Below are 26,614 nucleotides of genomic sequence, written 5' to 3'. Positions count from 1 at the left end.
AGTGCTCGCGAACTCGTTCCCGGCCCCTGACGTCGGGTACTGTGTGCGGAGCCCCTCACGCGGCGCTATCTGACTGAACTCCCCCAGGGCCGGAAGGCAGCAAGGGTAGGTTGGCTCTGGCGGGTGCGTGGGGGGCGCTTGTGTTCCCGGGGCTCGACTGCGGCTCTCGGCCCGACTGCGGCTCGCGGCTCGCGTCCCGGTTGTGGCTTGCGGCTCGTGGTCCGGTTATGGCTCGCGGCTCGGGTGGTGCTCGGGCCGGGCGGGGCTGGTTGTCAGTGGGCGCCTATAACCTCGTACGCGTGTCGTCTCTCGCGCTGTACCGCCGTTATCGCCCGGAGTCGTTCGCCGAGGTCATCGGGCAGGAGCATGTAACCGACCCGCTGCAGCAGGCGCTGCGGAACAACCGGGTCAATCACGCGTACCTGTTCAGCGGGCCGCGCGGCTGCGGCAAGACGACCAGCGCGCGCATCCTCGCGCGGTGTCTGAACTGCGAGCAGGGGCCCACACCGACGCCCTGCGGCGAGTGCCAGTCGTGCCAGGACCTCGCGCGCAACGGGCCCGGTTCCATCGACGTCATCGAGATCGACGCCGCCTCCCACGGTGGCGTGGACGACGCCCGTGAGCTGCGCGAGAAGGCCTTCTTCGGCCCCGCCGGCAGCCGGTACAAGATCTACATCATCGACGAGGCCCACATGGTCACGTCCGCCGGTTTCAACGCGCTCCTGAAGGTCGTCGAGGAGCCACCGGAGCACCTCAAGTTCATCTTCGCCACCACCGAGCCCGAGAAGGTCATCGGGACCATCCGGTCGCGTACCCATCACTACCCCTTCCGGCTCGTCCCGCCGGGCACCCTGCGCGACTACCTCGGCGAGGTGTGCGGCAAGGAGGACATTCCCGTCGAGGACGGAGTTCTGCCGCTCGTCGTGCGGGCGGGACAGGGCTCCGTGCGTGACTCCATGTCCGTCATGGACCAGCTGCTCGCCGGGGCCAAGGAGGAGGGCGTGACGTATGCCATGGCCACCTCCCTCCTCGGGTACACCGACGGCTCGCTCCTCGACTCCGTCGTCGAGTCCTTCGCGACCGGCGACGGCGCCGCCGCCTTCGAGGTCGTCGACCACGTCATCGAGGGCGGCAACGACCCGCGCCGTTTCGTCGCCGATCTGCTGGAGCGCCTGCGCGACCTGGTGATCCTCGCCGCCGTGCCGGACGCGGCCGAGAAGGGCCTCATCGACGCCCCCGCCGACGTCATCGAGCGCATGCAGGCCCAGGCCGGCACCTTCGGCGCTGCCGAACTCAGCCGCGCCGCCGACCTCGTCAACACGGGGCTGACCGAGATGCGCGGCGCCAACTCTCCTCGCCTCCAGCTGGAACTGATCTGCGCGCGCGTGATGCTTCCCGCCGCATACGGCGACGAGAGTTCCGTCATGGCCCGACTGGACCGGCTGGAGCGGGGCGTCAACTTCTCCGCAGGTGGTGCCGCCAGTGCCATGCCTGCGATGGGGTACGTGCCGGGTCCCGACGCGCACGTCGGTGCGCCCATGGCCGGTGCCGGGGGAGCACCCATGTCCGGGGGCGCGCCCATTCCGCCGGGTGGCGGCGCCGCGGCTGCCCGCGCGGCGGTACGAGGACCTGGTGCGCAGGGCGGGCAAGGGGCGCAAGGGGTGCAAGGGGTACCGGGCGGAGGCGACCCGATCGCCACCGGCACGGCACCCGCCACGCCCGCACCCGCACCCGCACCAACTCCTGCTCCCGCACCGACCTCCACCCCCGAGCCCACCGCCCCTGCGGCCCCGTTCGTCGACCAGCAGCCCCAGTCGCACCCCCAGCCACACCCTCAATCCCAGCCCCAACCTCAGTCGCCGCCTCCCTCGCAGCCCCAGTCTCCCGCCCCCGCCCCCGGCGCCTGGCCCACCACCGCCACCGCCGGTGGCGGCCGACGCCCCGGCGGCTGGCCCACGCCGACCCAGGCGGGCGCCGGACAGCCCCCGACCGGGCCGAGCGCACCGGCACAGGCGCAGCCGCCGGCACCGACCTCCGCCCCCACCCCGCACCACCAGCCCGCAGCCCCAGCCGCCGCCTCCTACGCTCCCCCGACCGGCGGCCTCGACCCCCGCATGCTCTGGCCGAACATCCTGGAAGCGGTCAAGAACCGGCGCCGTTTCACCTGGATCCTGCTCAGCCAGAACGCCCAGGTCGCCGGCTTCGACGGCACGACCCTCCAACTGGGCTTCGTCAACGCGGGTGCGCGGGACAACTTCGTCAGCAGCGGCAGCGAGGACGTGTTGAAGCAGGCGCTGGCGGAGCAGTTCAGCGTGCAGTGGAAGGTCGAGGCGATCGTCGATCCGTCCGGCGGCTCGGCCCCCTTGCCGCCCACCGCTCCTCCCGGCCCCTCCGGTTACAACGGCGCCGGCGGTACGGGTGGCACAGGCGGCGGAGGATACGGGGCGGGTACGTCCCCCACCGCACAGCGCCCCGCGTCCCCGGCGCCCTCGTCCACCTCGACGCCCCCCGCGCCCTCCTCGTCGACAAGCCAGTCGACTCAGGCCTCACCCCCCCGGCAGCCCGCCCCGGAACCACCCCCGCCCCCCGTCTCCCCGGAGGACGACACCCCGGAGGACGACGACCCCGACCTCGTCGACTCGGCCCTCTCCGGTCACGAACTGATCGTGCGGGAGCTGGGCGCGACGGTGATGGAGGAGTTCACGAACGAGTAGCGGCCGCCTCCTCGATGCCGGTCCGCATCTGTGTTTTCAGCCCGTCCGGCGTTTGAGGACGAGGCCGTTCAGGCCGAAGCGGGGGCGTGGGGGCGGCAGCCCCCACAACGGACGCCCGCATCAGCACCCCGCACAACCCAGTTAGGCTGACCCCCGTGAAGGTCCTCGTCATCGGCAGCGGTGCCCGCGAACACGCCCTGTGCCGTTCTCTGTCCCTCGATCCCGACGTCACCGCGCTGCACTGCGCCCCTGGCAACGCCGGCATCGCCGAGGTCGCCGAGCTGCACCAGGTCGACGCGCTCGACGGCACGGCCGTAGCGGCGCTGGCCAAGGCGCTGGAGGCCGACCTCGTGGTGGTCGGCCCGGAGGCTCCGCTGGTCGCCGGGGTCGCCGACGCCGTGCGCGAGGTGGGCATCCCGGTCTTCGGCCCCTCCGGGGAGGCCGCACAGATCGAGGGTTCCAAGGCTTTCGCGAAGGACGTCATGGCGGGAGCCGAGGTCCCCACCGCGCGCTCGTACGTCTGTACGACGCCCGCGGAGGTCGACGTGGCCCTCGACGCGTTCGGCGCCCCGTACGTCGTCAAGGACGACGGGCTCGCCGCCGGCAAGGGCGTCGTCGTCACCGACGACATCGAGGCGGCCAGGGCGCACGCGAACTCCTGCGAGCGGGTCGTCATCGAGGAGTTCCTGGACGGTCCCGAGGTCTCCCTCTTCGCCATCACCGACGGCCGGACGGTCCTCCCGCTCCAGCCGGCCCAGGACTTCAAGCGCGCCCTGGACGGCGACGAGGGCCCCAACACCGGCGGCATGGGCGCGTACTCCCCCCTCCCGTGGGCGGACCCCAAGCTGGTCGACGAGATCCTGCAGACCGTGCTCCAGCCGACGGTCGACGAGATGCGCCGCCGCGGCACGCCCTTCTCGGGCCTGCTGTACGCCGGTCTCGCGATCACTTCGCGCGGGGTACGGGTCATCGAGTTCAACGCCCGCTTCGGCGACCCGGAGACCCAGGTCGTCCTGGCCCGCCTGAAGACCCCGCTGGCCGGCGTCCTGCTCGCCGCCGCGAACGGCACGCTCGCCGACCTGCCGCCCCTGCGCTGGAGCGACTCCGCCGCGGTCACCGTGGTCGTGGCCTCGCACAACTACCCCGGCACCCCGCGCACCGGCGACCCGATCACCGGCCTCGACGAGGTGGCCGCCGAGGATGCCCCGCACGCGTACGTGCTGCACGCCGGCACCCGGCACGACGGTGACGCCGTCGTCAGCGCCGGTGGCCGCGTCCTGTCCGTCACGGCAGCCGGCAAGGACCTCACCGAGGCCCGCGACCGCGCCTACCGAGCGGTCTCCCGCATCCGCCTGGACGGCTCCCAGCACCGCACGGACATCGCGGCGAAGGCGGCGGGCGCGGACGCCTGACCCCTGACCGGTCGGGCGAGGACGCCTGACCCCTGACCGGTCGGCACGGACGTCTGACCGGCGACTCGGCCGGACCCGGACCCGGTACTGGCCCACCCCACCCCACTGGCCCGCCCCCATTGGCGCGCCCCCCACTGGCCCGCCCCCATCGGCCCGCCCCCGCTCACCCGCACCCACCCGGGTTCACCCACCCCTCGGATGAACCCCCCAGGCCCCGGATCCGTCTTCGGATGCGGGGCCCAGCGCCGTGTGCCCACCTCTCAGAACCCTGCAGAACGGCCGCCCGTCTCTTAGAACTTGGGTCAGTAATCGGGGCCTGATCATCGCTGTCCGTCATCCACCTCTCCCCAAAGCCATTCCATCGAGTGACCGCTGCCCTATCCGGCTGACGGGGGCCGGGGCCCCAACTAGGGTGCGGCGCAAGCGTTCGGGCACTTGGCCCACCGGCATTGCGATGTCAGTGGCGGGTGCCACAGTGGGGGAGTGAGCAACGCCAGGACAGCGACGCTGTCAGGACAGCCAGGGAGGGGGTGAGGACCGACCGTGACCGGTACCGGTACGGGTATGGGTGTCGAGGTGGGCGCGCAGGCCGCGCGCTCCCGGGCCCTCGCTGTGCTGCGCATCCGCAGCCGCGCACTTGCCGTGGCCCTGCTGCCCGCGGCTGTCGCCGTGGTGCTGCTGGCCGGCGGTTCCACGGGCCACTTGGTGGGCTCGTTCTGGCACGCCGCCCGGTGGGTCGTGACGCCCGTCGCGGTGGTCGTCCTGCTCGCCGCCGGCGCCATCGGCCTGGTCGTCGCCCGAGCCCGTCCCGCGGTCACTCCGACGGTCGCGATCGCCGAGGAGTCGGCCCCGGACCTGTACCGGATGGTGCGCGACCTGGCCGACCGCCTGGACGTCCCGGCCCCGTCCGCGATAGCGCTCACCCCGGACTGCGACAGCTGGCTGGAGGACCGTACCCACCCGGCCCACGGCCCGCCCCCGGCGGAGGACCGCGACGAGATAGCGGGCGCCGGCGCCCCGCACCGCCGCAGCACCGCCGCGCCCGTCCTCGTGATCGGCTCCCCGTTCCTGTGGTGGATGCGCGTCGGCGAACTGCGCGCGGTTCTCGCCCCGGTGGTCGCCGGTACGGGACCGTCGGCGCAGCCGGACATAGCCGCGGCCCGCCGTTTCGTGCGGGGTCTGGACGCCGCTGTCGCCGTCGCCTCGACGGCCGGCCGCTGTCCGCTGACCCGTGTGGTGTGTGCGGGCGTGGGCTGGGTGGCGAGGCTGCTGCTGCGCAGTTGCCGGGAGCACGCGGCCCTGATGGAGCGGGGCGTCGCGGCTGCCGCCGCCGAGCGTGCACAGGCTGTGGACTACGGTCTGCGGATCGTCGCGCAGGAACAGGTGGGGCTGGCGTACGCGGGTTGGGACCGTCTCCTGACCCGGGTCGCGCTTCCCGCCTGGCGGATGGGCCGCTGGCCGTCCCGGCTGGACGCGGGCGTGGTCGCCGCGCTCACGGAGCTGTCCCGCCGCGACCGCCTGGCCGAGGGCTTCGCGTCCCGGCTCGGCGAGCGCCCCGCCTGTGACCTGCTCGAAGAGCCCGGCGCGATCGACGAGGCCACCTCCCTGCTCGCCGCCCGCCTCTTCCACGGCGGCCCCGCCGAACCGAGCCCCGACTGGTCCCCAGTGGACTGGCAGGAGTACCCGGACGAGGTCGTCGACCGCAAATGGCGCACCGACGCGGCCCGCCTCCACCGCGTCCTGGACACGATGGGCGCGACCCGCTCCACCACCCGGACGCCCCCGTCTCCCAACGCCCCGACCCTGGCCCGAATCCTGGACCACCTGTCGACTCCGTCGGTTCAGCAGCCCCTGCCGGACCCGGCATCACCCCTGAGGTACGACACCTCAGACCTCGACAGCACGCCTGACGCCCCGACCGGAAGCGATGTCACACCCGAGGCCCCGAGCCCCGCCTCGACGGTCACCAACAGCGAGAGCCCGGCCTCCCCAACAGCCGAGTCCGCCGACGACAAGAGGCCAGTCACGCCGTCTGCCGAAGGCACCCCCCTCCGGCCGATCGCCGAAGGCACCCCCCTCCGGCCGATCGCCGAAGGCACCCCTGCTCCACTCCTGCCGATCGCCGAAGGCGCCGCCGCTCCTCTCCCGCCGATTGCCGAAGACACCGCAGCTCCCTTCTCACCCATCGCCGAAGGCGCCGCTGGCCCCCCTCCCAACCCCCAAGCCGCCGACGGCGATTCAGCCCCACAGGGGCCGCCCGCACCCGACGACGAAATCTGCACGGGTGGTGCGGGTGGGAACGAAAAAGCCGACGGCGAAGCCGAGGCGGACGAGCCGCCGATCAACGAACGCGCCGCCACCCTCGCCGCAGCCCTCACCACCGAGCTGGCCCGAGAGGGCACCCGCACCACCGCCGCCGCCAACCCCGCCCGCCCCGACAACCCCCTCTGGGACGACGCCACCTTCCCCCTCTTCCCGCTCCAACCCCCGCGCACAGCCCGGGAGTTGCTCACCGACCACGTCACCGCGATGGTCTGCTGCGCCGCCATGGACACCGCAGGCGCCACCCCGGGCCTGGACTGGCTGGACGGCCCCACCCTCCTGGTCAACGGCGAACGCGCCACCGACCTGACCCCCCGAGTCCTCAGCCTCGTGGAAGAAGGCGACCCGGCCCCGCTGTACGCCTGGCTGATCACATCCGGCATACGCCCCGAGAAGCCGGTCAGACTCGTGTGAAGCCGGCCCCGGCCACCACCCCGGACCTGCGCCCCCAGCCCTCCCCGTCACCCGCCAAACCAGGCGGAGCCCCCCGTTCCACTTTCGGCCAATTCGCAACGAGGTGTGACCGCATGGGTGCGTAATGTGATGTGCTGGGACCGATCGCGCACATGGCAACCGCATACGCCACCCAACGGCCACCCAGGGCCACCCACAGCGGCCGACATCGGCCACCCACGGCGGAGCAGACGCGCGAGGGAGGGGACCGACCATGGCACCGGAGCAGATCCGTCGCTGGGAGTCCGGCGCCCTGGCGCACGCCGTCAGCGACCCCTTCGGCCAGGGCCCCGTCCCCTGGCTGCGCGGTGCCGAGACGTACTTCGACGACACCGGACAGGTGGTCCCCTGGTACGTCGACCCGTCCGTGGAGCCGGACCACGCCGCCCCCGACGGCATCCCAAGGGTCCCCGCTCCCCGAACGACCGCCCCCCGGACCACCGCATCCCCGCGAACCGCCGGAGGCCCCCGCTCGGCCGACGACGTCCGCCGCCAGATCAAGGGCTTCATCTCCACCGGCGCCGTCGCCCCCGGCGAGGCCGTCGACTTCCACGTCACGGTCGACCCGCCCCAGGAGTTCGGCGTCGACATCTACCGCATCGGCCACTACGGCGGTGACGGCGCCGCGAAGATCACCACCAGCCCCCGCCTCTCGGGCATCGTCCAGCCCCCGCCGCTGACCGCGGACCGTACGGTCTCCTGCCACCACTGGTGGCTGTCCTGGCGGCTGCAGATCCCGAGCTACTGGAGCATCGGCGCGTACGTCGCCGTCCTCACCACCGCCGACGGCTACCGCTCGCACATCCCCTTCACCGTCCGCGACGACCACCCCGCCGACCTGCTCCTCCTCCTGCCCGACGTGACGTGGCAGGCGTACAACCTTTATCCGGAGGACGGCCGCACGGGCGCGAGTCTCTACCACGCGTGGGACGACGACGGCCGGCTGCTCGGCGAGTCCGACGCCGCCACGACCGTCTCCTTCGACCGCCCGTACGCGGGCGCCGGACTCCCCCTCCACGTCGGCCACGCCTACGACTTCATCCGCTGGGCCGAGCGCTACGGCTACGACCTCGCCTACGCCGACGCCCGCGACCTGCACGCCGGCGAGGTGGACCCCACCCGGTACCGCGGCCTGGTCTTCCCGGGCCACGACGAGTACTGGTCGGCCAACATGCGCCGCACGGTGGAGACGGCCCGCGAACACGGCACGTCTCTCGTCTTCCTCTCCGCCAACACCATGTACTGGCAAGTGGAGTTGGGCCCGTCCCCGTCCGGCGTACCCGACCGGCTGCTCACCTGCCGCAAGCGCCGGGGCCCTGGCCGGCCCGTCCTGTGGCGTGAAGTCGACCGCCCCGAACAGCAGTTGGTCGGCATCCAGTACGCGGGCCGGGTTCCCGAGCCGCACCCTCTGATCGTCCGCAACGCCGACCACTGGCTGTGGGACGCGACCGGCGCGCACGAGGGCGACGAGATCGACGGCCTGGTCGCCGGCGAGGCCGACCGCTACTTCCCGCGCACCCCGCTCCCCGAGCACGACAACCGCATCCTGCTCGCCCACTCCCCGTACGCCGACGCCCAAGGCGCCCTCCGCCACCAGGAGACGTCCCTCTACCGAGCCCCCTCCGGCGCCCTCGTCTTCGCGTCCGGGACGTTCGCGTGGACCCCGTCCCTGGACCGCCCCGGCCATGTGGACACCCGGATCCAGCGCGCCACCGCGAACCTCCTGGACCGCATCTGCAAGCGCGACTGACCCGGCGGCAGACTCCTCCCGCCGACCCCCGTCCTGAAGCCGCTCGCGCATACGGGACAATCAAGCCAGTTGGACAGATCCACTGGAGGAACCCGTGTCCGGATTCGTAGAAAAGCCCGAGCCGCTCCAGGTTCCGGGCCTGACGCACCTCCACACCGGCAAGGTGCGGGAGCTGTACCAGAACGAGGCGGGCGAGCTCGTGATGGTCGCCAGCGACCGTATGTCCGCGTTCGACTGGGTGCTGCCGACCGAGATCCCCGACAAGGGCCGCGTCCTCACCCAGCTCTCGATCTGGTGGTTCGACCAGCTCGCCGACCTGATCCCCAACCACGTCCTCGGCACCGACCTCCCGCCCGGCGCCCCCGCCGAGTGGGCGGGCCGCACCCTCATCTGCAAGTCCCTCCAGATGGTCCCGGTCGAGTGCGTGGCCCGCGGCTACCTCACCGGCTCCGGCCTGCTGGAGTACAACGCCTCCCGCACGGTCTGCGGCCTCGCCCTCCCCGAGGGCCTGGTCGACGGCAGCGAACTCCCCGCCCCGATCTTCACCCCGGCCACCAAGGCCGCCGTGGGCGAGCACGACGAGAACGTGTCGTACGAGGAGGTCGCCCGCCAGGTCGGCGCCGACACCGCCGCGCAGCTGCGCCAGGCGACCCTCGCGATCTACTCCCGCGCCCGTGACATCGCCCGCGAGCGGGGCATCATCCTCGCGGACACCAAGTTCGAGTTCGGCTTCGAGGGCGAGACCCTGGTCGTCGGGGACGAGGTCCTCACCCCGGACTCCTCCCGCTTCTGGCCGACCGAGGAGTGGCAGCCGGGCCGCGCGCAGCCGTCGTACGACAAGCAGTTCGTGCGCGACTGGCTGACCGGCCCGGAGTCGGGCTGGGACCGAAAGAGCGAGCAGCCCCCGCCGCCGCTGCCGCAGCAGGTCGTGGACGCGACCCGGTCGAAGTACATCGAGGCGTACGAGCGCCTCACCGGCCTGAGCTGGAGCTAGCCCTCGGCTCGGCGCGCTCGGCGCACGAAAAAGCCCCGGTCCGGTGGACCGGGGCTTTTCTCCCGAGCGGACGACCAGGTTCGAACTGGCGACCTCAACCTTGGCAAGGTTGCGCTCTACCAACTGAGCTACGTCCGCGTCGCGCCGTGGCGACTGTGCCGTGGCGCGAGAGCAACTATACCCAACCTCGCTCCCGTGCGAGACGCACTGCCGAGTGCCGGTTCTCCGCCCCGAGTTTCGAGACGGCCGACGACAGGTAGTTCCGTACGGTCCCCTGGGACAGCGCGGCCCGTTCGGCGATCTCCGCGACGGGCGCCCCGTCGGCGGCGAGTTCCAGTACCTCGGCCTCGCGGGCGGTCAGCGGTGAGTCCCCGGAGGCGATGGCGTCGGCGGCCAACTCGGGGTCGACGTAACGGTTTCCGGCGTGCACCGTGCGGATGATCTCCGCGAGCCGCTGCGCGCTCACCGTCTTCGGGACGAACCCGCGCACACCCGCCGCGAGCGCCCGTTTCAGATGCCCGGGCCGGCCGTGGCTGGTGACGATCAGGACCTGGCAGCCGGGCAGTTCGGTCCGCAGGGATGTGGCGACCTTCACACCGTCCGCGCCGGGCATCTGGAGATCCAGGACGGCCACGTCCGGCCGGTGCGCCCGTGCCATCGCCAGCGCCTCGGGCCCGCTCGCGGCCTCGGCGACGATCACCAGGTCGTCCTCCAGCGAGAGCAGCGCGGCGAGCGCGCCCCGGATCAGATGCTCGTCGTCGGCGAGCAGCAGCCGTACCGGAGTCATGCCCATGGGCGTCACGCGGTGACCTCGCTCACGTTCAGGGGCACTTCGGCCACCACCCGGAACACATCCCCTTCGGCCGGCCCCGCCGCCAGTGTCCCGCCCACCGCGGCCAGCCGCTCGCGCAGCCCGGTCAGTCCCGACCCGATGCCCCCGTCAGTGACCGTTCGCCCGGCGGACCTCCCGCCGTCAGCCGGTCCCGAACCGCTTCCGCCATCGGCCTCCGGTCCCGAGCCTCTCCTCCCACCAGCCCCCGGCCCCGAAGCGCCTCTCCCGTCAACTGCCGTTCCCGCCCCGCTCCTTCCGACGACGGCCCTGTTCGACCCTCCGCCCCCGCCGGCGGCTTTCGCACCGTCGTTCTCCACCGTGAGCACCACCCGCCCCTCCGCCACCCGCAGCAGCACCTCGCACCGTCGGGCGTCCCCGTGGCGCAGCACATTGGTCGTCGCCTCGCGGACCACCCACGCGAGCACCGACTGCACCTCACCCGGCAGTCCGCCCGCCTCCCCGGTCACCTCGCAGGTGATTCCGGCCGCGCTCAACACGCCCTGCGCACCGGCGAGTTCGATGTCCAGGTCGGCCTCCCGATATCCCCGTACGACCGCCCGTACCTCCCGTTGCGACTCCTGCGCGATCCGCTGCACCTCGGTCATCTGGTCCACGGCCTCGGGCCGGCCGCGCCGGGCGAGCTGCACGGCGAGTTCGCTCTTCAGCGCGATCACCGCGAGGTTGCGCCCCATCACGTCGTGGATATCCCGCCCGAACCGCAGCCGTTCCTCGGCGACGGCGAGCCGGGCGCGGGTCTCGCGGGCCGCGTCGAGTTCGTAGACGGCGTTCATCAGCCAGACGGAGAAGACGGCGGTGAAGGCGAGGAACCCGGCGCCGAGGAGCACGCCCAGCGCGGTGACCAGGGCGCCGGGCGCGGGGACGCCCAGCGGCAGCGAGAGGAGACCCGCGCCGACCGCGAAGCCGCCCACGATCAGGCAGACGCGCCGCCGGTCCGCCACACCGAGCGCGATCACCCCGGCGCCGGCGATCAGCATGATCGCGAAGATCGCGCTGCCCGTGCCCTCGGCGCCGTCGCCGTCCGGGCCCAGGTCCGCGATCAGCATGGCCGCGACCGCGGTCACCGCGCTGAGGGCGGCCAGCGCCCACAGCAGGCGCACGGGCTGCGGGTTCCGTCCCCGGGTCCAGTCCAGCGCCCGGGACACCGTCACCGTGCACAGCGCGGCATGTGCCGTGACCAGGCCCAGCACCACCGCGCCGAGCCCGACCCCCAGCGTGCCGAAGGCCGGCAGTCCGACCGCCACGAACTCGCTCACCCCGATGGTGTGGAACGACCACCGGGTGTACGTCTCGACCTTCGCCGGCGTGCTCTTGCGCCGCCACCAGCCGCCCGTCCGTCCGACCACCGTCGGGCCCGTCACCGTGCCGCCCATCTCCACGTGCCCCCGTAGGTCACCGCCGCGGTTCCCACCGGAACCACCGCCGTACAGCAAACACCGCGAGCACGGTCCAGGCCAGCGCGGTCGCCGCCGTGCCCAGCGCCTCGTACCCGCTCAGTTCACCGGTGAAGCCGCCGCGGACCAGCCGGATCACGGGGGAGAGCGGCAGATACGCGCACACCGCCCCCACGCGGTCCGGCAGGGCCTCCAGGGGGATCGCGATGCCCGAGCCGAGCATGGAGAGGAACAGCAGCGGCAAGGCGGTGACCTGCGCGCTCTCCACGGTCCGTGTGTAGATCGCGGTGAGCGCGGCCAGCGCCGCGCACAGCACCAGGCCGAGCAGCAGCCCCAGAACGGTGAGATACGGCGCCCGGGGCGCCCCCGTGTCGAAGAGCACCACGCAGGCGACGACGAGGACGAGGGACTGGGCGAGGCCGAGGCACACGGCCGGCAGTCCGGTGCCGACGAGGATCTCGGCGTCACCGACCTCGCCGGTGCGCAGCCGCTTGAGGACGAGCTCCTCGCGGCGGGCCACATAGGCGCTGACCAGGGACGAGTAGACGGCGAACAGGAGGGAGAAGCCGACGGCGGCCGTCAGCAGCACCGTGCCGACGCTCAGTCCCTCGGCCTTGAGGTCCATCTGGTCGAGCGTGGGCCGCACGCTGAACGGCAGCGCGAGCGGCACCAGCAGCGCCGTGACCACCGCACTGCGGTTGCGGCCGAGCAGCGTCAGCTCGGCCCGCGCCAGCGCCCGCAACCGCTGCCCGACGGGAGCGAGATCGAGGGCATTCATGCCGCGACGTCCGGTGGCGCTCGGGCCGTCACTTTCCAGGGCACTCATGCCGCCACCTCTTCCTTTTCCTTCTCGCGCGCGATCCCCAGGAACGCCTCCTCCAGCGAGGCCGACCGCACATCGAGGTTCCGCAACTCGACCCCCGCCCGCTCGGCCCACATCAGCAGCCCGGTGGCCGCCCGCTGCAGTTCCCTCGTCCGCAGCCGTACGACCCTGCCGTCCACCTCGTGACCGGTCACCCCGAGCCCGGCCAGCGGTGGCAGGTCGCCCAGGAAGTAGCCGTCCGGCAGCCGGAAGGAGATCCGGGAGGGCTGGGCGGCGGTCACCTCGGCCGGCGTCCCGGCCACCGCGATACGCCCCTCGCGCATGATCGCGAGCCGGTCGGCGAGATCCTCGGCCTCCTCCAGGTAGTGCGTGGTGAGCAGCACGGTCGTGCCGCCGTCGCTCAGCGAGCGCACCAGCTCCCAGGTGTCCCGCCGCCCTTCGGCGTCCAGACCGGTCGTCGGCTCGTCGAGGAACAGCACCTCGGGCCGCCCGAGCACCGCGAGCGCGAGGTCGAGGCGGCGCCGTTCACCGCCGGACAGCTGCTTCACCCGTACGTCGGCCCGCCGGTGGAGGCCGACCAGTTCCAGCGCCTCCTCCGGTGGCCGGGGCCGGCTCACGCATCCCGCCCACATCCGGGCGGTCTCGGTGACGGTCAGCTCGGACGGGAAGCCGCCCTCCTGGAGCATCACCCCGGTGAAGGGCCGTACGGCGGACCGCTCCTCGTAGGGGTCGTGCCCGAGCACCCGCACCCGTCCCGCGGCCGGCTTGGCGAGCCCCTCCAGCACCTCGACCGTCGACGTCTTGCCGGCGCCGTTGGTCCCGAGCAGCGCGAAGACCTCACCCCGGTCCACATGGAAGGAGACCCCGCGTACGGCCTCGAACCCGCCCCCGTAGACACGTCGTAGGTCAGTGACCTCAATCACGTGTTCGTGTTCGTTGTTGTCCATGCCTCCAGCGTTCCGGCGATCCGGAGGCGGGAGCAGTGCGCGCTGTCATCGCCGCGCATGACAAATGTCAGTAGGGCCGCGGCCGGTGATCCGCCGGAGACACGACGAAGGCCCCGGTCATTGACCGGGGCCTTCGTGAAGTGAGCGGACGACCAGGTTCGAACTGGCGACCTCAACCTTGGCAAGGTTGCGCTCTACCAACTGAGCTACGTCCGCACTGCCTCCGACCGGCTCCCACCGATCGGCGCGGGCATCAGCTTACCTGATCCACCGGAGTGAATCCGATCCGCCGAAGTGGATCTGAAGCGATGCAGAGCGGGTGACAGGAATTGCACACTGCGCCTTCCCCCTGGAAGGGGGATGTTCTGCTACTGAACTACACCCGCGTGTACCTCGGGGGTTCGGCCTTTCGGCCTCGCCCCTCGGCGTGCTCCGAACTCTAGCTGACCATCAGGGGTGCAGCGCAAGTCGGGTCTCCCGAGGGGCGGATGACCCGTCGTCGGGCGCGGCGGCTCACTGTGCCGCGCTGAACGCCTCGTAGACCTTCTTGGGGATCCGGCCGCGCGCGGGCACGTCCATCTTGTTCGCCTGGGCCCAGGCGCGGACGGCCGCCGGGTCGGGGGCCACCTCCGTCTGCCGGTACGCCTTGCCCGACTTCGAGCGCTTGCGGCCGGCGTCCACGTAGGGCGCGAGCGCCTTACGCAGTTTCTTGGCATTGGATTCATTCAGGTCGATCTCGTACGACTTGCCATCCAGTCCGAAGGCGATCGTTTCCGCCGCTTCCGAGCCGTCGATGTCGTCAAAGAGAGTGACCACGACCTTCTGCGCCACGAATATCGGTCCCTTCGTACGGCACGTTGCCAATTCATTTGTACAGTGCTCAGCAATGCAATGTGAAGCTTGACTAAATCCTCCCGCGCGTCCTGAGCGCAATAGGTATCGGGTGTCGATCTGGGATCTTTCCTGGATCTTTTCGTGAACGGGCGTCGGCGCGCCGGGCCGTGACGGCCATCACGTAGCTTCCTCCAACGCTACCCGCGTAGAAATTTTGTGCGGGTAGTCTGAAGCCACCTGTCGAAGACCCGCAGGAACCTGCTCAGCACCACAACACCGGGAGTGCCAGTGGCACGCGTCGTAGTCGACGTCATGCTCAAGCCGGAGATCCTCGACCCCCAGGGCCAGGCGGTCCAGCGTGCCCTGCCGCGCCTGGGTTTCGAAGACATCTCCGATGTACGTCAGGGAAAGCGATTCGAACTGGAAGTTGACGGACCGGTCGACGAGGCCGTGCTCGCCCGCATCCATGATCTTGCGGAATCCTTCCTCGCCAACACGGTGATCGAGGACTTCACGGTCAAGGTCGAAGAAGTGGCGGAGGCCGCGAAGTGACCGCTCGTATTGGCGTCGTCACTTTCCCGGGAAGTCTCGACGACCGCGACACCCAGCGCGCGATCCGCCTCGCGGGTGCCGAACCGGTCGCTCTCTGGCACAAGGACAAGGACCTTCACCAGGTCGACGCGGTTGTCCTTCCCGGCGGTTTCTCCTACGGCGACTATCTGCGCGCCGGAGCCATCTCCCGGTTCTCGCCGGTGATGGAGACGGTCATCGAGCAGGCGAAGTCGGGACTCCCGGTCCTGGGCATCTGCAACGGTTTCCAGATCCTCACCGAGGCCCACCTCCTCCCGGGCGCGATGCTCGGCAACAACCACCTCCACTTCATCTGCCGCGACCAGAAGCTGCGGGTGGAGAACGCGGGCACGGCCTGGACCAGCGACTACGCGTCCGGCCAGGAGATCCACATCCCGCTGAAGAACATGGACGGCCGGTACGTCGCCGACGAGCGCACGCTGGACGAGCTGGAGGCGGAGGGGCGGGTCGTCTTCCGCTACCTCGACTTCAATCCCAACGGTTCGCTCCGCGACATCGCCGGCATCACGAACGCTGCCGGGAACGTCGTAGGCCTCATGCCGCACCCGGAGCACGCCGTCGAGCCGCTCATCGGCTCCGGCCGCACCGACGGCCTGCCCTTCTTCACCTCGATCCTCAAGAAGCTGGTCAACGCATGAGCAGGACGCCTCTGGACACGGTCGAGCACGCGGCCGAGACCCCCGACGTCGAGCTGCCCTGGGCCGAACTCGGCCTGAAGAAGGACGAGTACGAGCGGGTCGTGGAGATCCTCGGCCGCCGGCCCACCGGTGCCGAGCTCGCCATGTACTCCGTCATGTGGTCCGAGCACTGCTCGTACAAGTCCTCCAAGGTCCACCTCCGCCAGTTCGGCGAGAAGGCGCCCCAGTCGGACGCCCTGCTCGTCGGCATCGGCGAGAACGCCGGTGTCGTCGACGTCGGCCAGGGCTACGCGGTCACCTTCAAGGTCGAGTCGCACAACCACCCCTCGTACGTCGAGCCCTACCAGGGCGCGGCCACGGGCGTCGGCGGCATCGTGCGCGACATCATCGCGATGGGCGCGCGGCCGGTGGCGGTCGTGGACCCCCTGCGCTTCGGTGCGGCCGACCACCCCGACACCAAGCGTGTGCTGCCCGGTGTCGTCGCCGGCATCGGCGGCTACGGCAACTGCCTCGGTCTGCCCAACATCGGCGGCGAGGTCGTCTTCGACGCCTGCTACCAGGGCAACCCGCTGGTCAACGCCGGTGCCATCGGCGTGATGCGGCACGAGGACATCCACCTCGCGAAGGCGTCCGGCGCGGGCAACAAGGTCATCCTGTACGGGGCCCGGACCGGCGGCGACGGTATCGGCGGCGCCTCGATCCTCGCGTCCGAGACCTTCGACGACGCGAAGCCCTCGAAGCGCCCCGCCGTCCAGGTGGGCGACCCCTTCCAGGAGAAGCTCCTCATCGAGTGCACCCTGGAGGCCTTCAAGGAGAAGCTGGTCGTCGGCATCCAGGACCTCGGCGCGGCCGGACTGTCGTGCGCCACAAGCGAGTTGGCGTCCAACGGCTCCGGCGGCATGACGGTCACCCTGGACGACGTACCGTTGCGCGACTCCACGCTCTCGCCCGAGGAGATCCTCATGAGCGAGTCGCAGGAACGGATGTGCGCGGTCGTCGAGCCGGCGAAGGTCGAGCGCTTCCTGGAGATCTGCGAGAAGTGGGACGTCATCGCCACGGTCATCGGTGAGGTGACCGACGGCGACCGCCTGGAGATCTTCTGGCACGGCGGCAAGATCGTCGACGTCGACCCGCGGACCGTGGCCCACGACGGCCCGGTCTACGAGCGCCCGTACGCCCGTCCGGAGTGGCAGGACGCGCTCCAGGCGGACGACGCCAACAAGCTTGCCCGGCCCGCGACTTCGGAGGAACTGAAGTCCCAGGTCCTGGCCCTGGTGTCGTCCCCGAACCAGGCCTCCAAGAAGTGGATCACCTCTCAGTACGACCACTTCGTGCAGGGCAACACGGTGCTGGCGCAGCCCGAGGACTCGGGCATGATCCGCATCGACGAGGAGACCGGGCTCGGGGTCGCCATCGCGACGGACGGCAACGGCCGGTACGCGAAGCTGGACCCGTACACGGGTGCGCAGTTGGCGCTGTCCGAGGCGTACCGGAACGTGGCGACGACCGGCGCGAAGCCGCTCGCCGTCTCCGACTGCCTGAACTTCGGTTCGCCCGAGGACCCGGCGGTGATGTGGCAGTTCGCGGAGGCGATCCGTGGACTGGCCGACGCCTGCCAGCAGTTGGGCACGCCGGTCACGGGCGGCAACGTCTCCCTCTACAACCAGACGGGCGAGGCGGCCATCCACCCGACGCCGGTCGTCGCGGTGCTGGGCGTCATCGACGACGTGGCGCGGCGCACGCCGGTCGCCTTCCAGGAGGAAGGCCAGCTGCTCTACCTCCTCGGCGACACCTGTGAGGAGTTCGGCGGTTCGGCCTGGTCGCAGGTCGTCCACGACCACCTCGGCGGGCTGCCGCCGAAGGTCGACCTGGAGCGGGAGCGGCTGCTGGCCGAGATCCTGATCTCCGCGTCCCGCGACGGCATGATCGACTCCGCGCACGACCTGTCCGACGGCGGTCTGATCCAGGCGGTCGTGGAGTCGGCGCTGCTGGGCGAGAAGGGCGCGCGCCTGGTCGTCCCGGACGGGCTCGACGCGTTCACCTTCCTCTTCTCGGAGTCGGCCGGCCGCGCGGTCGTCGCGATCCCGCGCTCGGAGGAACTGCGCTTCAACGACATGTGCGGCGCGCGAGGGCTGCCGGTCACGCGCATCGGTGTCGTGGACGGCGACTCCGTGGAGGTCCAGGGCGAGTTCGCACTGTCCCTGGCAGAGCTGCGCGAGGCCCACGAGGCGACGATCCCGGCGCTGCTGGCATAACACCCGAGTACGGAGAAGGCGTTCGTGGGACGGTCACGGTGACCGTCCCACGAACGCTTCTTTGTTATGCGGTCTGTTCGTTCTGGGTGAAGAAGCCGATCAGGTCCTGTCCGATGGCTTCGTTGGTGGCCACCGCCGCGGTGGCGGCCGCGGCGCTACGGGGGAACAGCACATCCTCGTACGCGGTGAGCGCGGCCTCGATGTCGTCGGGGTGCGCGGCGATGGCCAGACCGAGTTCGGCGCCGTCCTGCATGGCCAGGTTGGCGCCTTCGCCGTCCGGCGGTGAGAGATGGGCGGCGTCGCCGACCAGGGTCGCGCCGGGCACTCGGTCCCAACGGTGGCCGATCGGCAGCGAGTTGAGGGGGCGCACGACCGGGGCGGTGTCGCTGTCGGTGATCAGGGCGGTGATCTCGGGGGCCCAGCCGTCGAACTCCGCGGCGATCCGGGCGGTGGCCGCGGCGGAGTCGGTGAAGTCGATGCCGGCGAACCACTCCTGCGGCTTGGCCAGCGTCACATAGGCGTGCAGCGTTTCGCCGCTCTCGCGGTGCGCCCCGATCCACTTCCCGCTCGCTCCCGTGTCCGGGGCGAGCACGAACAGCGACCCGCCGCCGACCGTCTTCGCGGCGGTCGGGTGCCTGGTCTCGCTGTCGAACAGATAGGTCTCGACGAACGACCGCCCGACATACTCGGGAGTGGCGTCGGACAGCAGCGGCCGGACCCGCGACCAGGCGCCGTCCGCGCCGACGAGCAGGCCGGTGACGACGATGCCGCCGTCGGCGAAGGTGACTTCGTGCCGGCCGTCGTCGAGGGTGCGGGTGCCGCTGACCTTGTGGCCCCAGCGGACGGTGCCGGCCGGGAGCGAGTCGAGCAGGATCTGCCGCAGCTCGCCGCGCTGCACCTCGGGGCGGCCCCCTGTGCCGTCGTCGGGCTCGTCCATCAGGAGGGTGCCGTCCCGGTCGAGGACGCGGGTCGCCTGGCGGCCCTCCAGGACGATGGCGCGGAACTCGTCCATCAAGTCCGCTGCCTGTAGAGCGAGTTGGCCGTTGTAGTCGTGGATGTCGAGCATCCCGCCCTGCAACCGGGCCATCGGTGAGTCCTCCGCCTCGTAGACCGTGGCCGGGATGCCGTTCACGTGCAGGACGCGGGCGAGGGTCAGTCCGCCGAGTCCGGCGCCGATGATCGTGACGTGCGTGGTCATGACGACTCCTTGTGTGCCTTGCGTGTGGCGGGCCTGCCGGACGGTCGCCCGGCGGGTACTCCGAAACGGTTCCAGCGCGCACCGACAGTCCGCCGACGCACGATCGACACGGCCGACAACCGTCCGACAGCCGACCGACACCGACGACAACCCGCCGGACACGGCCGACAATCGCCCGACCGCTGTTGCACGCGAGGCGAGGCGCTTGCATCATCCCTGGATGGACGACACCCCGATCACCTCGCCAACTGCCCTTCCCGCGTTGCGTGTTGCGGCCCAGGAGGCGGGCTTCACCATGTCGTGCGAGGAGCGGACCGGCAGTCTGCTGGCCGTGCTCGCGGCGGCCCGTCCCGGTGGCCGCGTTCTCGAACTCGGCACCGGCGTCGGCGAGGGCACCGCCTGGCTCCTGAGTGGGATGGACGGAGCCTCCCGACTGGTCACGGTCGAACTCGACGCCGGCGTCCAGGCGATCGCCCGTGAGCAATTGGGGTCCGATCCGAGAGCGACCTTCGTGACGGCGAACGCGGGGCAGTGGCTGGAGGAGTACGACGGGGAGCCCTTCGACCTCGTGTTCGCCGACACCTGGCCCGGCAAGTTCACCCACCTCGAACAGGCCTTGGACCTCGTGGCACCCGGCGGCACCTACCTGATCGACGACCTGCTCCCCCAGCCGGACTGGCCGGCGACCCACGAGGCCGCCGTGAAGCGCCTGTTGAGCGAACTGGAGGGACGTCCGGACTTCCGGTCCGTGCGCCTGGCCTGGTCAAGCGGCCTGGTCATGGCGGTGCGGGGTACGCCGGAGCGGACGTCCCTCTCCTGAAGATCCCCCCGTCGGAGTGGAGCCGGCGGGACCCGGACGCTTCGGCAGCCGCAACCCCATCACCACGCACAACCCCATCAGCACCGCCCCGCACAGGAAAACCGTGTCCGTCGCGTCGACGTACGACGCCACCCCCGCCACCCGCTCCGCGCCCGTCAGTGACGTGAGCGGGCCAGGGCCGTCGTACAGCCGGGTGATCACCGTGCCGAAGAGGGCCGCGCCCAACGCCGTGCCCAGCGTCTGGAAGAAGCGGATGGCGGTCGTGGCCACGCCCAGCTGGTGGCGGGGGGCCGCGTCCTGGACCAGTTGGATCAGCTGGCCGAGGAGGAGGCCGAAGCCCATGCCGACCAGGAGCAGATCCCCGCGCAGCAGCCAGAGGGACGTGTCCGTGCCGAGGGTGGACAGCGACAGGAACGCCACCGTGCCGATCGCCGAGCCGGCTGTCGCGAACGTCCGCTCCTGCCAGCCCCGTTCCGCGAGCTTGGCGGAGAGGACGCCGACCGCGGTCATGCCGAGGGCCATGGGGAGCAGATAGAGGCCGGCCGAGGAGCTGGTGAGGCCACGGGCCACCTGGAGATAGACCATGACGTAGTACATGGCGCCCACGATCGCCGCCCCCATCAGCCCCTGGATGGCGAAGCCCCACCGCAGCTCCGGTACCCGGAACAGGGACAGCGGGAGGATCGGCTCGGGCGCTGTCCTCTGACGCCGGAGGAAGAGCGCGAGCGCGGCCGCCGCGGCCAGGGCGAGCCCGACGATCTGCGGTGACGACCAGGCGTACTGCTTGCCGCCCCACTCGGTCACCAGCAGCAGGGCCGCGGAGAACGCGGCGGCCAGGGCCGCGCCCAGGAAGTCGATGCGGTGGCGGCGCGGCTGCCGGGGCAGTTTCAGGACCAGCGCGCCGAGGGCCAGCACGGCCAGGCCGAGCGGCAGGTTGACGTAGAAGATCCAGCGCCAGCTCGCGTGGTCCGCGAGCAGGCCGCCGATCCACGGGCCCACCGCCATTCCGCCGCCGGAGACGACCCCGCCCATGCCCGCGCCCTTGGCGTCCTTCTCGCCGGGGCCTCTCAGCTCGGCGATCACCACCATCGTGACGCTCATCAGGCCGCCGGCGCCGATGCCCTGCACGGCCCGCGCGGCGATCAACTGCCCTATGGACTGGGCCGCCCCGCACAGCGCGGAGCCGACCAGGAACACGCCCACGGCCGTCAGGAAGACGCGCTTGGCGCCGAGGGTGTCGCACAGCTTGCCGTACAGGGGGAGCACCGCGGCCGACGCCAACGCGAACGCGCTGACCAGCCACAGGATCTTGTCGATGCCGTGGTCGGGGTCCAGGTCGCGGACGATCGGCACGGTCGCCGCGGACACGATCTGCATGTCCAGGACGGCCAGGACGATCGTCACCAGACAGACGAGGAAGCCGATTCGGCGCTGGGTCTCGGTCATGTCTCCACGATGAGGCAGCGATGTGTACCGGGTCAATCTTTTTTCTGGGATTATTTTTCGTCCCGGCTCATAATTCGGCTTGGTACAGTGATGTCATGGCTGCTGAGGCGATGGGGCTGCGCGAGCGCAAGAAGATCCAGACCGAGCTGCGGATCTACCGCACCGCCGTGGAGCTGTTCCTGGAGAAGAGCTTCGACGCGGTCTCGGTGCAGGAGATCGCGGACGCGGCCGAGGTGTCGAAGATGACCGTCTTCAACTACTTCGGGACCAAGGAGGACCTGGTCTTCCGCCCGATCGAGGACCACTTCTCCGACTCCGCCCGCGCCGTGCGCGACCGCGCCCCCGGCGAGTCCGCGGTGGCCGCCGTGCGCCGGCAGTTCCTGGAGATGATCGAGACCCGCGACCCGTCGATAGGCCTCCACGTCGAGCCGTTCGGGCGCCGGATCCGCCGGCTCATCATGGAGACCCCGGTCCTGATGGAGCGCGCCTACCTCACCTCCGAGAAGGGCGCCCGCGAGCTGGCCGACCTGCTGCGGGACGAGACCGGCGACCCGGTCCTCGCCCTGATCGCCGCCGCCACCCTCACCGCCGCCCGCAACGCCCTCGTGGAGGACCACCACCGCCGCCTCGACGCCGGCGAATCCGTCGAGGAGGTCACCGCGGACGCCGCCGAACGTGCCGCCCGCGCCTTCGACCTGGTGGAGCACGGCCTGGGGGACTACGCCCGCAAAGCCCTCTGAGCCGCCCACAAGAGGCGGGACCGAAAACGCCGTGAGCCGTTCCGCCCCGACGATTAGGCTCACCGCCATGCCCACGGCCAAGAAGCGCGCGCGTACGTACGACCCCGTCAAGACCCGTACCGCGGTGCTCGCGCAGTTCGGGAACGTACGTCTGGCCGTGGCGACGCTCACGACCGAGCAGCTCGCGCTCCCCACCCGGCTCGGGGAATGGACCGTACGAGAGCTGGTCGCGCACATCGGGATGGCGGTCACCGCCGTCCACCGCTCCCTGGACCGGCCCGCCCCGCCCGCGCAGGACGCCGTGATCCTCGACTGGCCCTTCGCCACCGCGGCCAACTCCGCGGCCATCGCCGACTTCACGCGGACGCTCGCCGAGCAGCACCCCGACCTCGACGCCTACCTCGCCGACATCGAGCGGACCCTCACCGGGCACCTCGACACCCACCCCGGCACCCGGCTGCTCGAGACCAACGCCGGCGCCATGCCCCTCGCCGACTACCTGGTCACCCGTACCGTCGAACTGGTCGTCCACACCGACGACTTGAACGCCGCCGTGCCGGGCCTCGACATCCCGTACGACCGCCAGGCACTCGCTGCCTGCACCCGGCTCCTCGCCGACGCCCTCGCCGTGAAGGCCCCCGGCGCGACGACGGAGGTGCGGATCCCGCCGTACGCCGTCGTCCAGTGCGTCGAGGGCCCCCGGCACACCCGCGGCACCCCGCCGAACGTCGTCGAGACCGATCCGCTGACCTGGCTCAGGCTCGCGACCGGGCGCACGGGGTGGAAGGACGCCGTGGAAGAGGCGAAGGTCAGCGCGAGCGGCGAGCGGTCGGATCTGGGCGGACTGCTGCCGATCATGGGGTGAAGCGCCCAAGAGCGAGCCCGAAGTCATCCCGCAGGGAACCCGTCCCGCGTCCCTCCCGTCCCATCCCCATGGACAAACAGCGATTCACCCTCGCCGTCCTGACCATCCTCCCGCTCGTCGTGGCGTGCGGCAGCGAGAAGGCGACCGGCGGCAGCGGCTCGGTCGATGCCGAGCGGCCCGTCACCGGTGTGGACTGGCGGGTCCAGGACATCACCGCGGACGGCGCGACCAAGAAGGTGCAGGGCAAGCCGTACCTCGCCTTCGACGCCAAGAACGGCAAGGTCGGCGGCCGGCTCGGCTGCAACGCCGTCAACGCGACGGCCACCGTACGCGCCGGACACATCACGCTCGGCCGTCCGTCCACCACCCGAATGATGTGCGACGCCTCACTCATGGGCACCGAACGCTCGCTGCTGACCCTCTTCGACGGCCGGGTCGACTACCGAGTCGATCACGACACCCTCACGCTGACCAGCGAAAACGGCACAAGCGTCCGCGCCGTCGCCGCCGAGTGATCCACTACCGGCGAGTAACCCCAATTCGGACCAGTGGTCGATCTCGCCTACACTCGGTGCCGTGCCACGTGGTGACGGTCGACTCAGTCATGATCTGCTCCCCGGCGAGAAAGGACCCCAGGACGCTTGTGGCGTCTTCGGAGTCTGGGCTCCCGGTGAAGAGGTCGCCAAGCTCACTTACTTCGGGCTCTACGCCCTACAGCATCGAGGCCAGGAATCCGCGGGAATCGCGGTCAGCAACGGCTCACAGATCCTCGTCTTCAAGGACATGGGACTCGTCTCCCAGGTCTTCGACGAGACCTCGCTCGGTTCGCTCCAGGGTCATATCGCGGTCGGTCACGCCCGCTACTCGACCACCGGCGCCTCCGTGTGGGAGAACGCCCAGCCGACGTTCCGTGCCACCGCGCACGGCTCCATCGCGCTCGGCCACAACGGCAACCTGGTCAACACCGCGCAGCTCGCGGAGATGGTCGCCGACCTGCCCAAGCAGGAGGGCCGTACCCCGCGCGTCGCGGCGACCAACGACACCGACCTGCTGACGGCGCTGCTCGCCGCCCAGGCCGACGAGGACGGCAGGCCGCTGACCATCGAGGAGGCCGCCCACACGGTCCTCCCCAAGGTGCGCGGCGCCTTCTCCCTCGTCTTCATGGACGAGCACACTCTCTACGCCGCCCGCGACCCGCAGGGCATCCGCCCGCTGGTCCTGGGCCGCCTCGAGCGCGGCTGGGTCGTCGCCTCCGAGTCCGCCGCCCTCGACATCTGCGGCGCCGCCTACGTCCGCGAGATCGAGCCGGGCGAGTTCGTCGCCATCGACGAGAACGGCCTGCGCACCTCGCGATTCGCAGAAGCGAAGCCCAAGGGCTGCATCTTCGAGTACGTGTACCTGGCCCGCCCGGACACCGACATCGCCGGCCGCAACGTCTACCTCTCCCGCGTGGAGATGGGACGCAAGCTCGCGAAGGAAGCCCCGGTCGAGGCCGACCTGGTCATAGCGACACCGGAGTCCGGCACCCCCGCCGCCATCGGCTACGCGGAGGCGTCCGGCATCCCCTTCGGCGCGGGCCTCGTGAAGAACGCGTACGTCGGCCGTACGTTCATCCAGCCCTCGCAGACCATCCGGCAGCTCGGCATCCGCCTGAAGCTGAATCCGCTCAAGGAAGTCATCAAGGGCAAGCGCCTGGTCGTCGTCGACGACTCCATCGTGCGCGGCAACACCCAGCGCGCCCTGGTGCGCATGCTCCGCGAGGCCGGCGCGGCCGAGGTCCACATCCGGATCTCCTCCCCGCCCGTGAAGTGGCCCTGCTTCTTCGGCATCGACTTCGCCACGCGCGCGGAGCTGATCGCCAACGGCATGACCATCGACGAGATCGGCATCTCGCTCGGCGCCGACTCCCTGGCGTACATCTCCATCGACGGCATGATCGACGCGACCACCATCGCCAAGCCGAACCTCTGCCGCGCCTGCTTCGACGGCGAGTACCCGATGGAGCTCCCGGACCCCGAGCTGCTCGGCAAGCAGCTCCTGGAGACCGAGCTGGCGGCCGGTCCGGCCGCCACGGCCGCGGCCGACGCGATCCGTCGCCCGTAAGCCTCGTAGAAACCAACCCGAAAGATCCCAGGCAATGTCTGAGACCCCCCTTTCCACCGGTGCTTCCTACGCGGCTGCCGGCGTCGACATCGATGCGGGCGACCGCGCCGTGGAACTCATGAAGGAGTGGGTGAAGAAGACCCAGCGCCCCGAGGTCCTCGGCGGCCTCGGCGGCTTCGCCGGCCTCTTCGACGCCTCCGCCCTGAAGAGGTACGAGCGTCCCCTGCTGGCCTCGGCGACCGACGGCGTCGGCACCAAGGTCGACATCGCCCGGCAGCTGGGCGTCTACGACACCATCGGCCACGACCTGGTCGCGATGGTCATGGACGACATCGTGGTGTGCGGCGCCGAGCCGCTGTTCATGACCGACTACATCTGCGTCGGCAAGGTCCACCCCGAGCGTGTCGCCGCCATCGTCAAGGGCATCGCGGAGGGCTGCGTGCTGGCCGGCTGCGCCCTGGTCGGCGGCGAGACGGCCGAACACCCCGGACTGCTCGGCGAGGACGACTTCGACGTCGCGGGCGCCGGTACGGGCGTGGTGGAGGCCGACCGGCTGCTGGGCCCCGATCGCATCCGTACGGGTGACGCGGTCATCGCCATGGCGTCCTCCGGTCTTCACTCGAACGGGTACTCGCTGGTCCGGCACGTCCTGCTGAACCAGGCCGGCCTGTCCCTGGACGCGCGGATCGACGAGCTCGGCCGCACGCTCGGCGAGGAGCTCCTGGAGCCCACCAAGATCTACTCGCTGGACTGCCTGGCGCTGACGAGCACCGCCGACGTGCACGCCTTCTCGCACGTCACCGGCGGCGGCCTCGCCGCGAACCTCGCCCGTGTCGTCCCCGACGGTCTGCACGCGATCGTGGACCGCGCGACCTGGACCCCGGACCCGATCTTCGACCTGGTCGGCAGGACCGGTCAGGTCGAGCGCCTGGAGCTGGAGAAGACCCTCAACATGGGCGTGGGCATGATCGCCATCGTCCCCGAGGAGTCCACGGACGTGGCCCTGGCGACCCTGGCGGACCGCGGCGTCGAGGCGTGGGCGGCCGGCGAGATCACCGACCGCGGCGACCACGGCACGGGCGCGGCGCTCATCGGCGACTACGCGAGCTGAACCGCGCCCCTACCCGGGTCGAACCGCACCAAGCAGCGCAAAACCCGGTCCGGCGGGGGTAACCGCATGGACCGGGTCAAGCAACGCTGGGTCGTCAAGCGCCGCGGCGTTGAGACGTAGGGCCGGACTCGTCGTCCTCGTCCTCGTCGTCGTTATAGAGATCCGCGTACTGCGAGTACGGGTCGTCGTCTTCCTCGTCCTCGTCCTCGAACGGCTCGCCATTCGGCGGCTGGTTCGAAGTCGAAGCGCCCAGCTCGTTGGCCAGACGCGACAGGTCAGTCCCGCCGCTGTTGTACTTCAGCTGGCGGGCGACCTTCGTCTGCTTGGCCTTGGCCCGGCCGCGCCCCATGGCTC

At 71.0% G+C, this 26,614-nt stretch carries 22 protein-coding genes, 3 tRNA genes and 1 other RNA gene; 15 read left to right on the top strand and 11 right to left on the bottom strand.

The window, feature by feature from the left end; genetic code table 11:
- Positions 1 to 46: 46 nt before the first annotated feature.
- The 6 genes from ffs to ACIP6U_RS20795 all read left to right on the top strand — a co-directional run bounded on the left by ffs (position 47) and on the right by ACIP6U_RS20795 (position 9,645).
- Positions 47 to 145, top strand: an RNA gene (gene ffs / locus ACIP6U_RS20820) — signal recognition particle sRNA small type.
- A gap of 154 nt (positions 146 to 299) precedes the next feature.
- Entirely contained in the window at positions 300 to 2,714 is a 2,415-nt protein-coding gene (locus ACIP6U_RS20815; RefSeq protein ID WP_401719748.1) for a DNA polymerase III subunit gamma and tau, read from the top strand.
- Positions 2,715 to 2,869: 155 nt separating this feature from the next.
- Positions 2,870 to 4,126, top strand: coding sequence for a phosphoribosylamine--glycine ligase (purD, locus tag ACIP6U_RS20810; RefSeq protein WP_401719745.1), 1,257 nt, complete (start codon positions 2,870 to 2,872; stop codon positions 4,124 to 4,126).
- Between the two features lie 564 nt (positions 4,127 to 4,690).
- Entirely contained in the window at positions 4,691 to 6,862 is a 2,172-nt protein-coding gene (locus tag ACIP6U_RS20805) for a hypothetical protein (RefSeq protein WP_401720571.1), read from the top strand.
- Between the two features lie 253 nt (positions 6,863 to 7,115).
- Complete coding sequence (locus tag ACIP6U_RS20800; protein WP_401719743.1) at positions 7,116 to 8,651, top strand: N,N-dimethylformamidase beta subunit family domain-containing protein; 1,536 nt, start codon at positions 7,116 to 7,118, stop codon at positions 8,649 to 8,651.
- 94 nt (positions 8,652 to 8,745) lie between these two features.
- Positions 8,746 to 9,645 (top strand): phosphoribosylaminoimidazolesuccinocarboxamide synthase, encoded by a 900-nt coding sequence (locus tag ACIP6U_RS20795; RefSeq protein ID WP_401719741.1) that lies wholly within the window; start codon positions 8,746 to 8,748, stop codon positions 9,643 to 9,645.
- A 65-nt stretch (positions 9,646 to 9,710) separates the two neighbouring features.
- Here the strand turns inward: ACIP6U_RS20795 and ACIP6U_RS20790 are convergent.
- From ACIP6U_RS20790 to ACIP6U_RS20755, 8 genes are all read right to left on the bottom strand, one after another.
- Positions 9,711 to 9,783 (bottom strand) — tRNA-Gly (locus ACIP6U_RS20790).
- 37 nt (positions 9,784 to 9,820) lie between these two features.
- Positions 9,821 to 10,432: a response regulator gene (locus ACIP6U_RS20785; protein ID WP_401720569.1), complete on the bottom strand. Its 612-nt coding sequence runs from the start codon at positions 10,430 to 10,432 to the stop codon at positions 9,821 to 9,823.
- An 11-nt stretch (positions 10,433 to 10,443) separates the two neighbouring features.
- Positions 10,444 to 11,868 (bottom strand): sensor histidine kinase, encoded by a 1,425-nt coding sequence (locus tag ACIP6U_RS20780; RefSeq protein ID WP_401719738.1) that lies wholly within the window; start codon positions 11,866 to 11,868, stop codon positions 10,444 to 10,446.
- A 19-nt stretch (positions 11,869 to 11,887) separates the two neighbouring features.
- On the bottom strand, positions 11,888 to 12,667 hold the full coding sequence (locus ACIP6U_RS20775) for an ABC transporter permease (RefSeq protein WP_401720566.1): 780 nt from the start codon (positions 12,665 to 12,667) through the stop codon (positions 11,888 to 11,890).
- Positions 12,668 to 12,711: 44 nt separating this feature from the next.
- Complete coding sequence (locus tag ACIP6U_RS20770; RefSeq protein ID WP_401719735.1) at positions 12,712 to 13,659, bottom strand: ABC transporter ATP-binding protein; 948 nt, start codon at positions 13,657 to 13,659, stop codon at positions 12,712 to 12,714.
- Positions 13,660 to 13,802: 143 nt separating this feature from the next.
- Positions 13,803 to 13,875, bottom strand: a tRNA-Gly gene (locus tag ACIP6U_RS20765).
- A 98-nt stretch (positions 13,876 to 13,973) separates the two neighbouring features.
- Positions 13,974 to 14,045: transfer RNA gene (locus ACIP6U_RS20760), tRNA-Gly, on the bottom strand.
- A 127-nt stretch (positions 14,046 to 14,172) separates the two neighbouring features.
- On the bottom strand, positions 14,173 to 14,490 hold the full coding sequence (locus tag ACIP6U_RS20755) for an Lsr2 family protein (protein ID WP_123999134.1): 318 nt from the start codon (positions 14,488 to 14,490) through the stop codon (positions 14,173 to 14,175).
- Positions 14,491 to 14,781: 291 nt separating this feature from the next.
- Here ACIP6U_RS20755 and purS point away from each other — a divergent pair, with 291 nt between their 5' ends.
- From purS to purL, 3 genes are read left to right on the top strand one after another with little or no spacing between them, the layout of a single operon-like run.
- A complete protein-coding gene (purS, locus tag ACIP6U_RS20750) occupies positions 14,782 to 15,045 on the top strand; it encodes a phosphoribosylformylglycinamidine synthase subunit PurS (RefSeq protein ID WP_123999135.1) in 264 nt (87 codons plus the stop codon).
- Positions 15,042 to 15,722, top strand: coding sequence for a phosphoribosylformylglycinamidine synthase subunit PurQ (purQ, locus tag ACIP6U_RS20745; RefSeq protein ID WP_123999136.1), 681 nt, complete (start codon positions 15,042 to 15,044; stop codon positions 15,720 to 15,722). The genes purS and purQ overlap by 4 nt, the downstream gene beginning before the upstream one ends.
- The gene (gene purL / locus ACIP6U_RS20740; protein WP_401719731.1) at positions 15,719 to 17,977 is read left to right on the top strand and encodes a phosphoribosylformylglycinamidine synthase subunit PurL; all 2,259 of its coding nucleotides are present in this window, start codon (positions 15,719 to 15,721) and stop codon (positions 17,975 to 17,977) included. The genes purQ and purL overlap by 4 nt, the downstream gene beginning before the upstream one ends.
- 64 nt (positions 17,978 to 18,041) lie before the next feature.
- Here the strand turns inward: purL and ACIP6U_RS20735 are convergent, their stop codons facing one another.
- A complete protein-coding gene (locus tag ACIP6U_RS20735; RefSeq protein ID WP_401719729.1) occupies positions 18,042 to 19,175 on the bottom strand; it encodes an FAD-dependent oxidoreductase in 1,134 nt (377 codons plus the stop codon).
- A gap of 220 nt (positions 19,176 to 19,395) precedes the next feature.
- Here ACIP6U_RS20735 and ACIP6U_RS20730 point away from each other — a divergent pair, with 220 nt between their 5' ends.
- Positions 19,396 to 19,995 carry an O-methyltransferase gene (locus tag ACIP6U_RS20730; RefSeq protein ID WP_401719726.1) on the top strand — a complete coding sequence of 200 codons (600 nt, stop codon included), beginning with the start codon at positions 19,396 to 19,398 and terminating at the stop codon, positions 19,993 to 19,995.
- On the opposite strand, the gene ACIP6U_RS20725 is transcribed toward ACIP6U_RS20730, so the two are convergent.
- Positions 19,939 to 21,441: an MFS transporter gene (locus tag ACIP6U_RS20725; RefSeq protein ID WP_401719724.1), complete on the bottom strand. Its 1,503-nt coding sequence runs from the start codon at positions 21,439 to 21,441 to the stop codon at positions 19,939 to 19,941. The genes ACIP6U_RS20730 and ACIP6U_RS20725 overlap by 57 nt on opposite strands.
- A gap of 95 nt (positions 21,442 to 21,536) precedes the next feature.
- On the opposite strand from ACIP6U_RS20725, the gene ACIP6U_RS20720 reads away from it, so the two are divergent.
- From ACIP6U_RS20720 to purM, 5 genes are all read left to right on the top strand, one after another.
- On the top strand, positions 21,537 to 22,181 hold the full coding sequence (locus ACIP6U_RS20720) for a TetR/AcrR family transcriptional regulator (protein ID WP_401719721.1): 645 nt from the start codon (positions 21,537 to 21,539) through the stop codon (positions 22,179 to 22,181).
- Positions 22,182 to 22,248: 67 nt separating this feature from the next.
- Positions 22,249 to 23,046, top strand: a complete 798-nt coding sequence (locus ACIP6U_RS20715) for a sterol carrier family protein (protein ID WP_401719718.1) — start codon at positions 22,249 to 22,251, stop codon at positions 23,044 to 23,046.
- Positions 23,047 to 23,114: 68 nt separating this feature from the next.
- A complete protein-coding gene (locus tag ACIP6U_RS20710; protein WP_401719715.1) occupies positions 23,115 to 23,561 on the top strand; it encodes an META domain-containing protein in 447 nt (148 codons plus the stop codon).
- A 61-nt stretch (positions 23,562 to 23,622) separates the two neighbouring features.
- On the top strand, positions 23,623 to 25,149 hold the full coding sequence (gene purF, locus ACIP6U_RS20705) for an amidophosphoribosyltransferase (RefSeq protein ID WP_401719712.1): 1,527 nt from the start codon (positions 23,623 to 23,625) through the stop codon (positions 25,147 to 25,149).
- Positions 25,150 to 25,183: 34 nt separating this feature from the next.
- Entirely contained in the window at positions 25,184 to 26,260 is a 1,077-nt protein-coding gene (gene purM, locus ACIP6U_RS20700) for a phosphoribosylformylglycinamidine cyclo-ligase (RefSeq protein ID WP_401719710.1), read from the top strand.
- Between the two features lie 94 nt (positions 26,261 to 26,354).
- Here purM and ACIP6U_RS20695 read toward each other — a convergent pair whose 3' ends face one another.
- Positions 26,355 to 26,609, bottom strand: a complete 255-nt coding sequence (locus tag ACIP6U_RS20695; RefSeq protein ID WP_401719707.1) for a DUF3073 domain-containing protein — start codon at positions 26,607 to 26,609, stop codon at positions 26,355 to 26,357.
- Between the last annotated feature and the right edge of the window lie 5 nt (positions 26,610 to 26,614).

The organism is Streptomyces sp. NPDC088794 (genome assembly GCF_044750545.1).
GTDB lineage: Bacteria > Actinomycetota > Actinomycetes > Streptomycetales > Streptomycetaceae > Streptomyces.
This window is presented reverse-complemented; position numbering and strand designations above follow the sequence as displayed.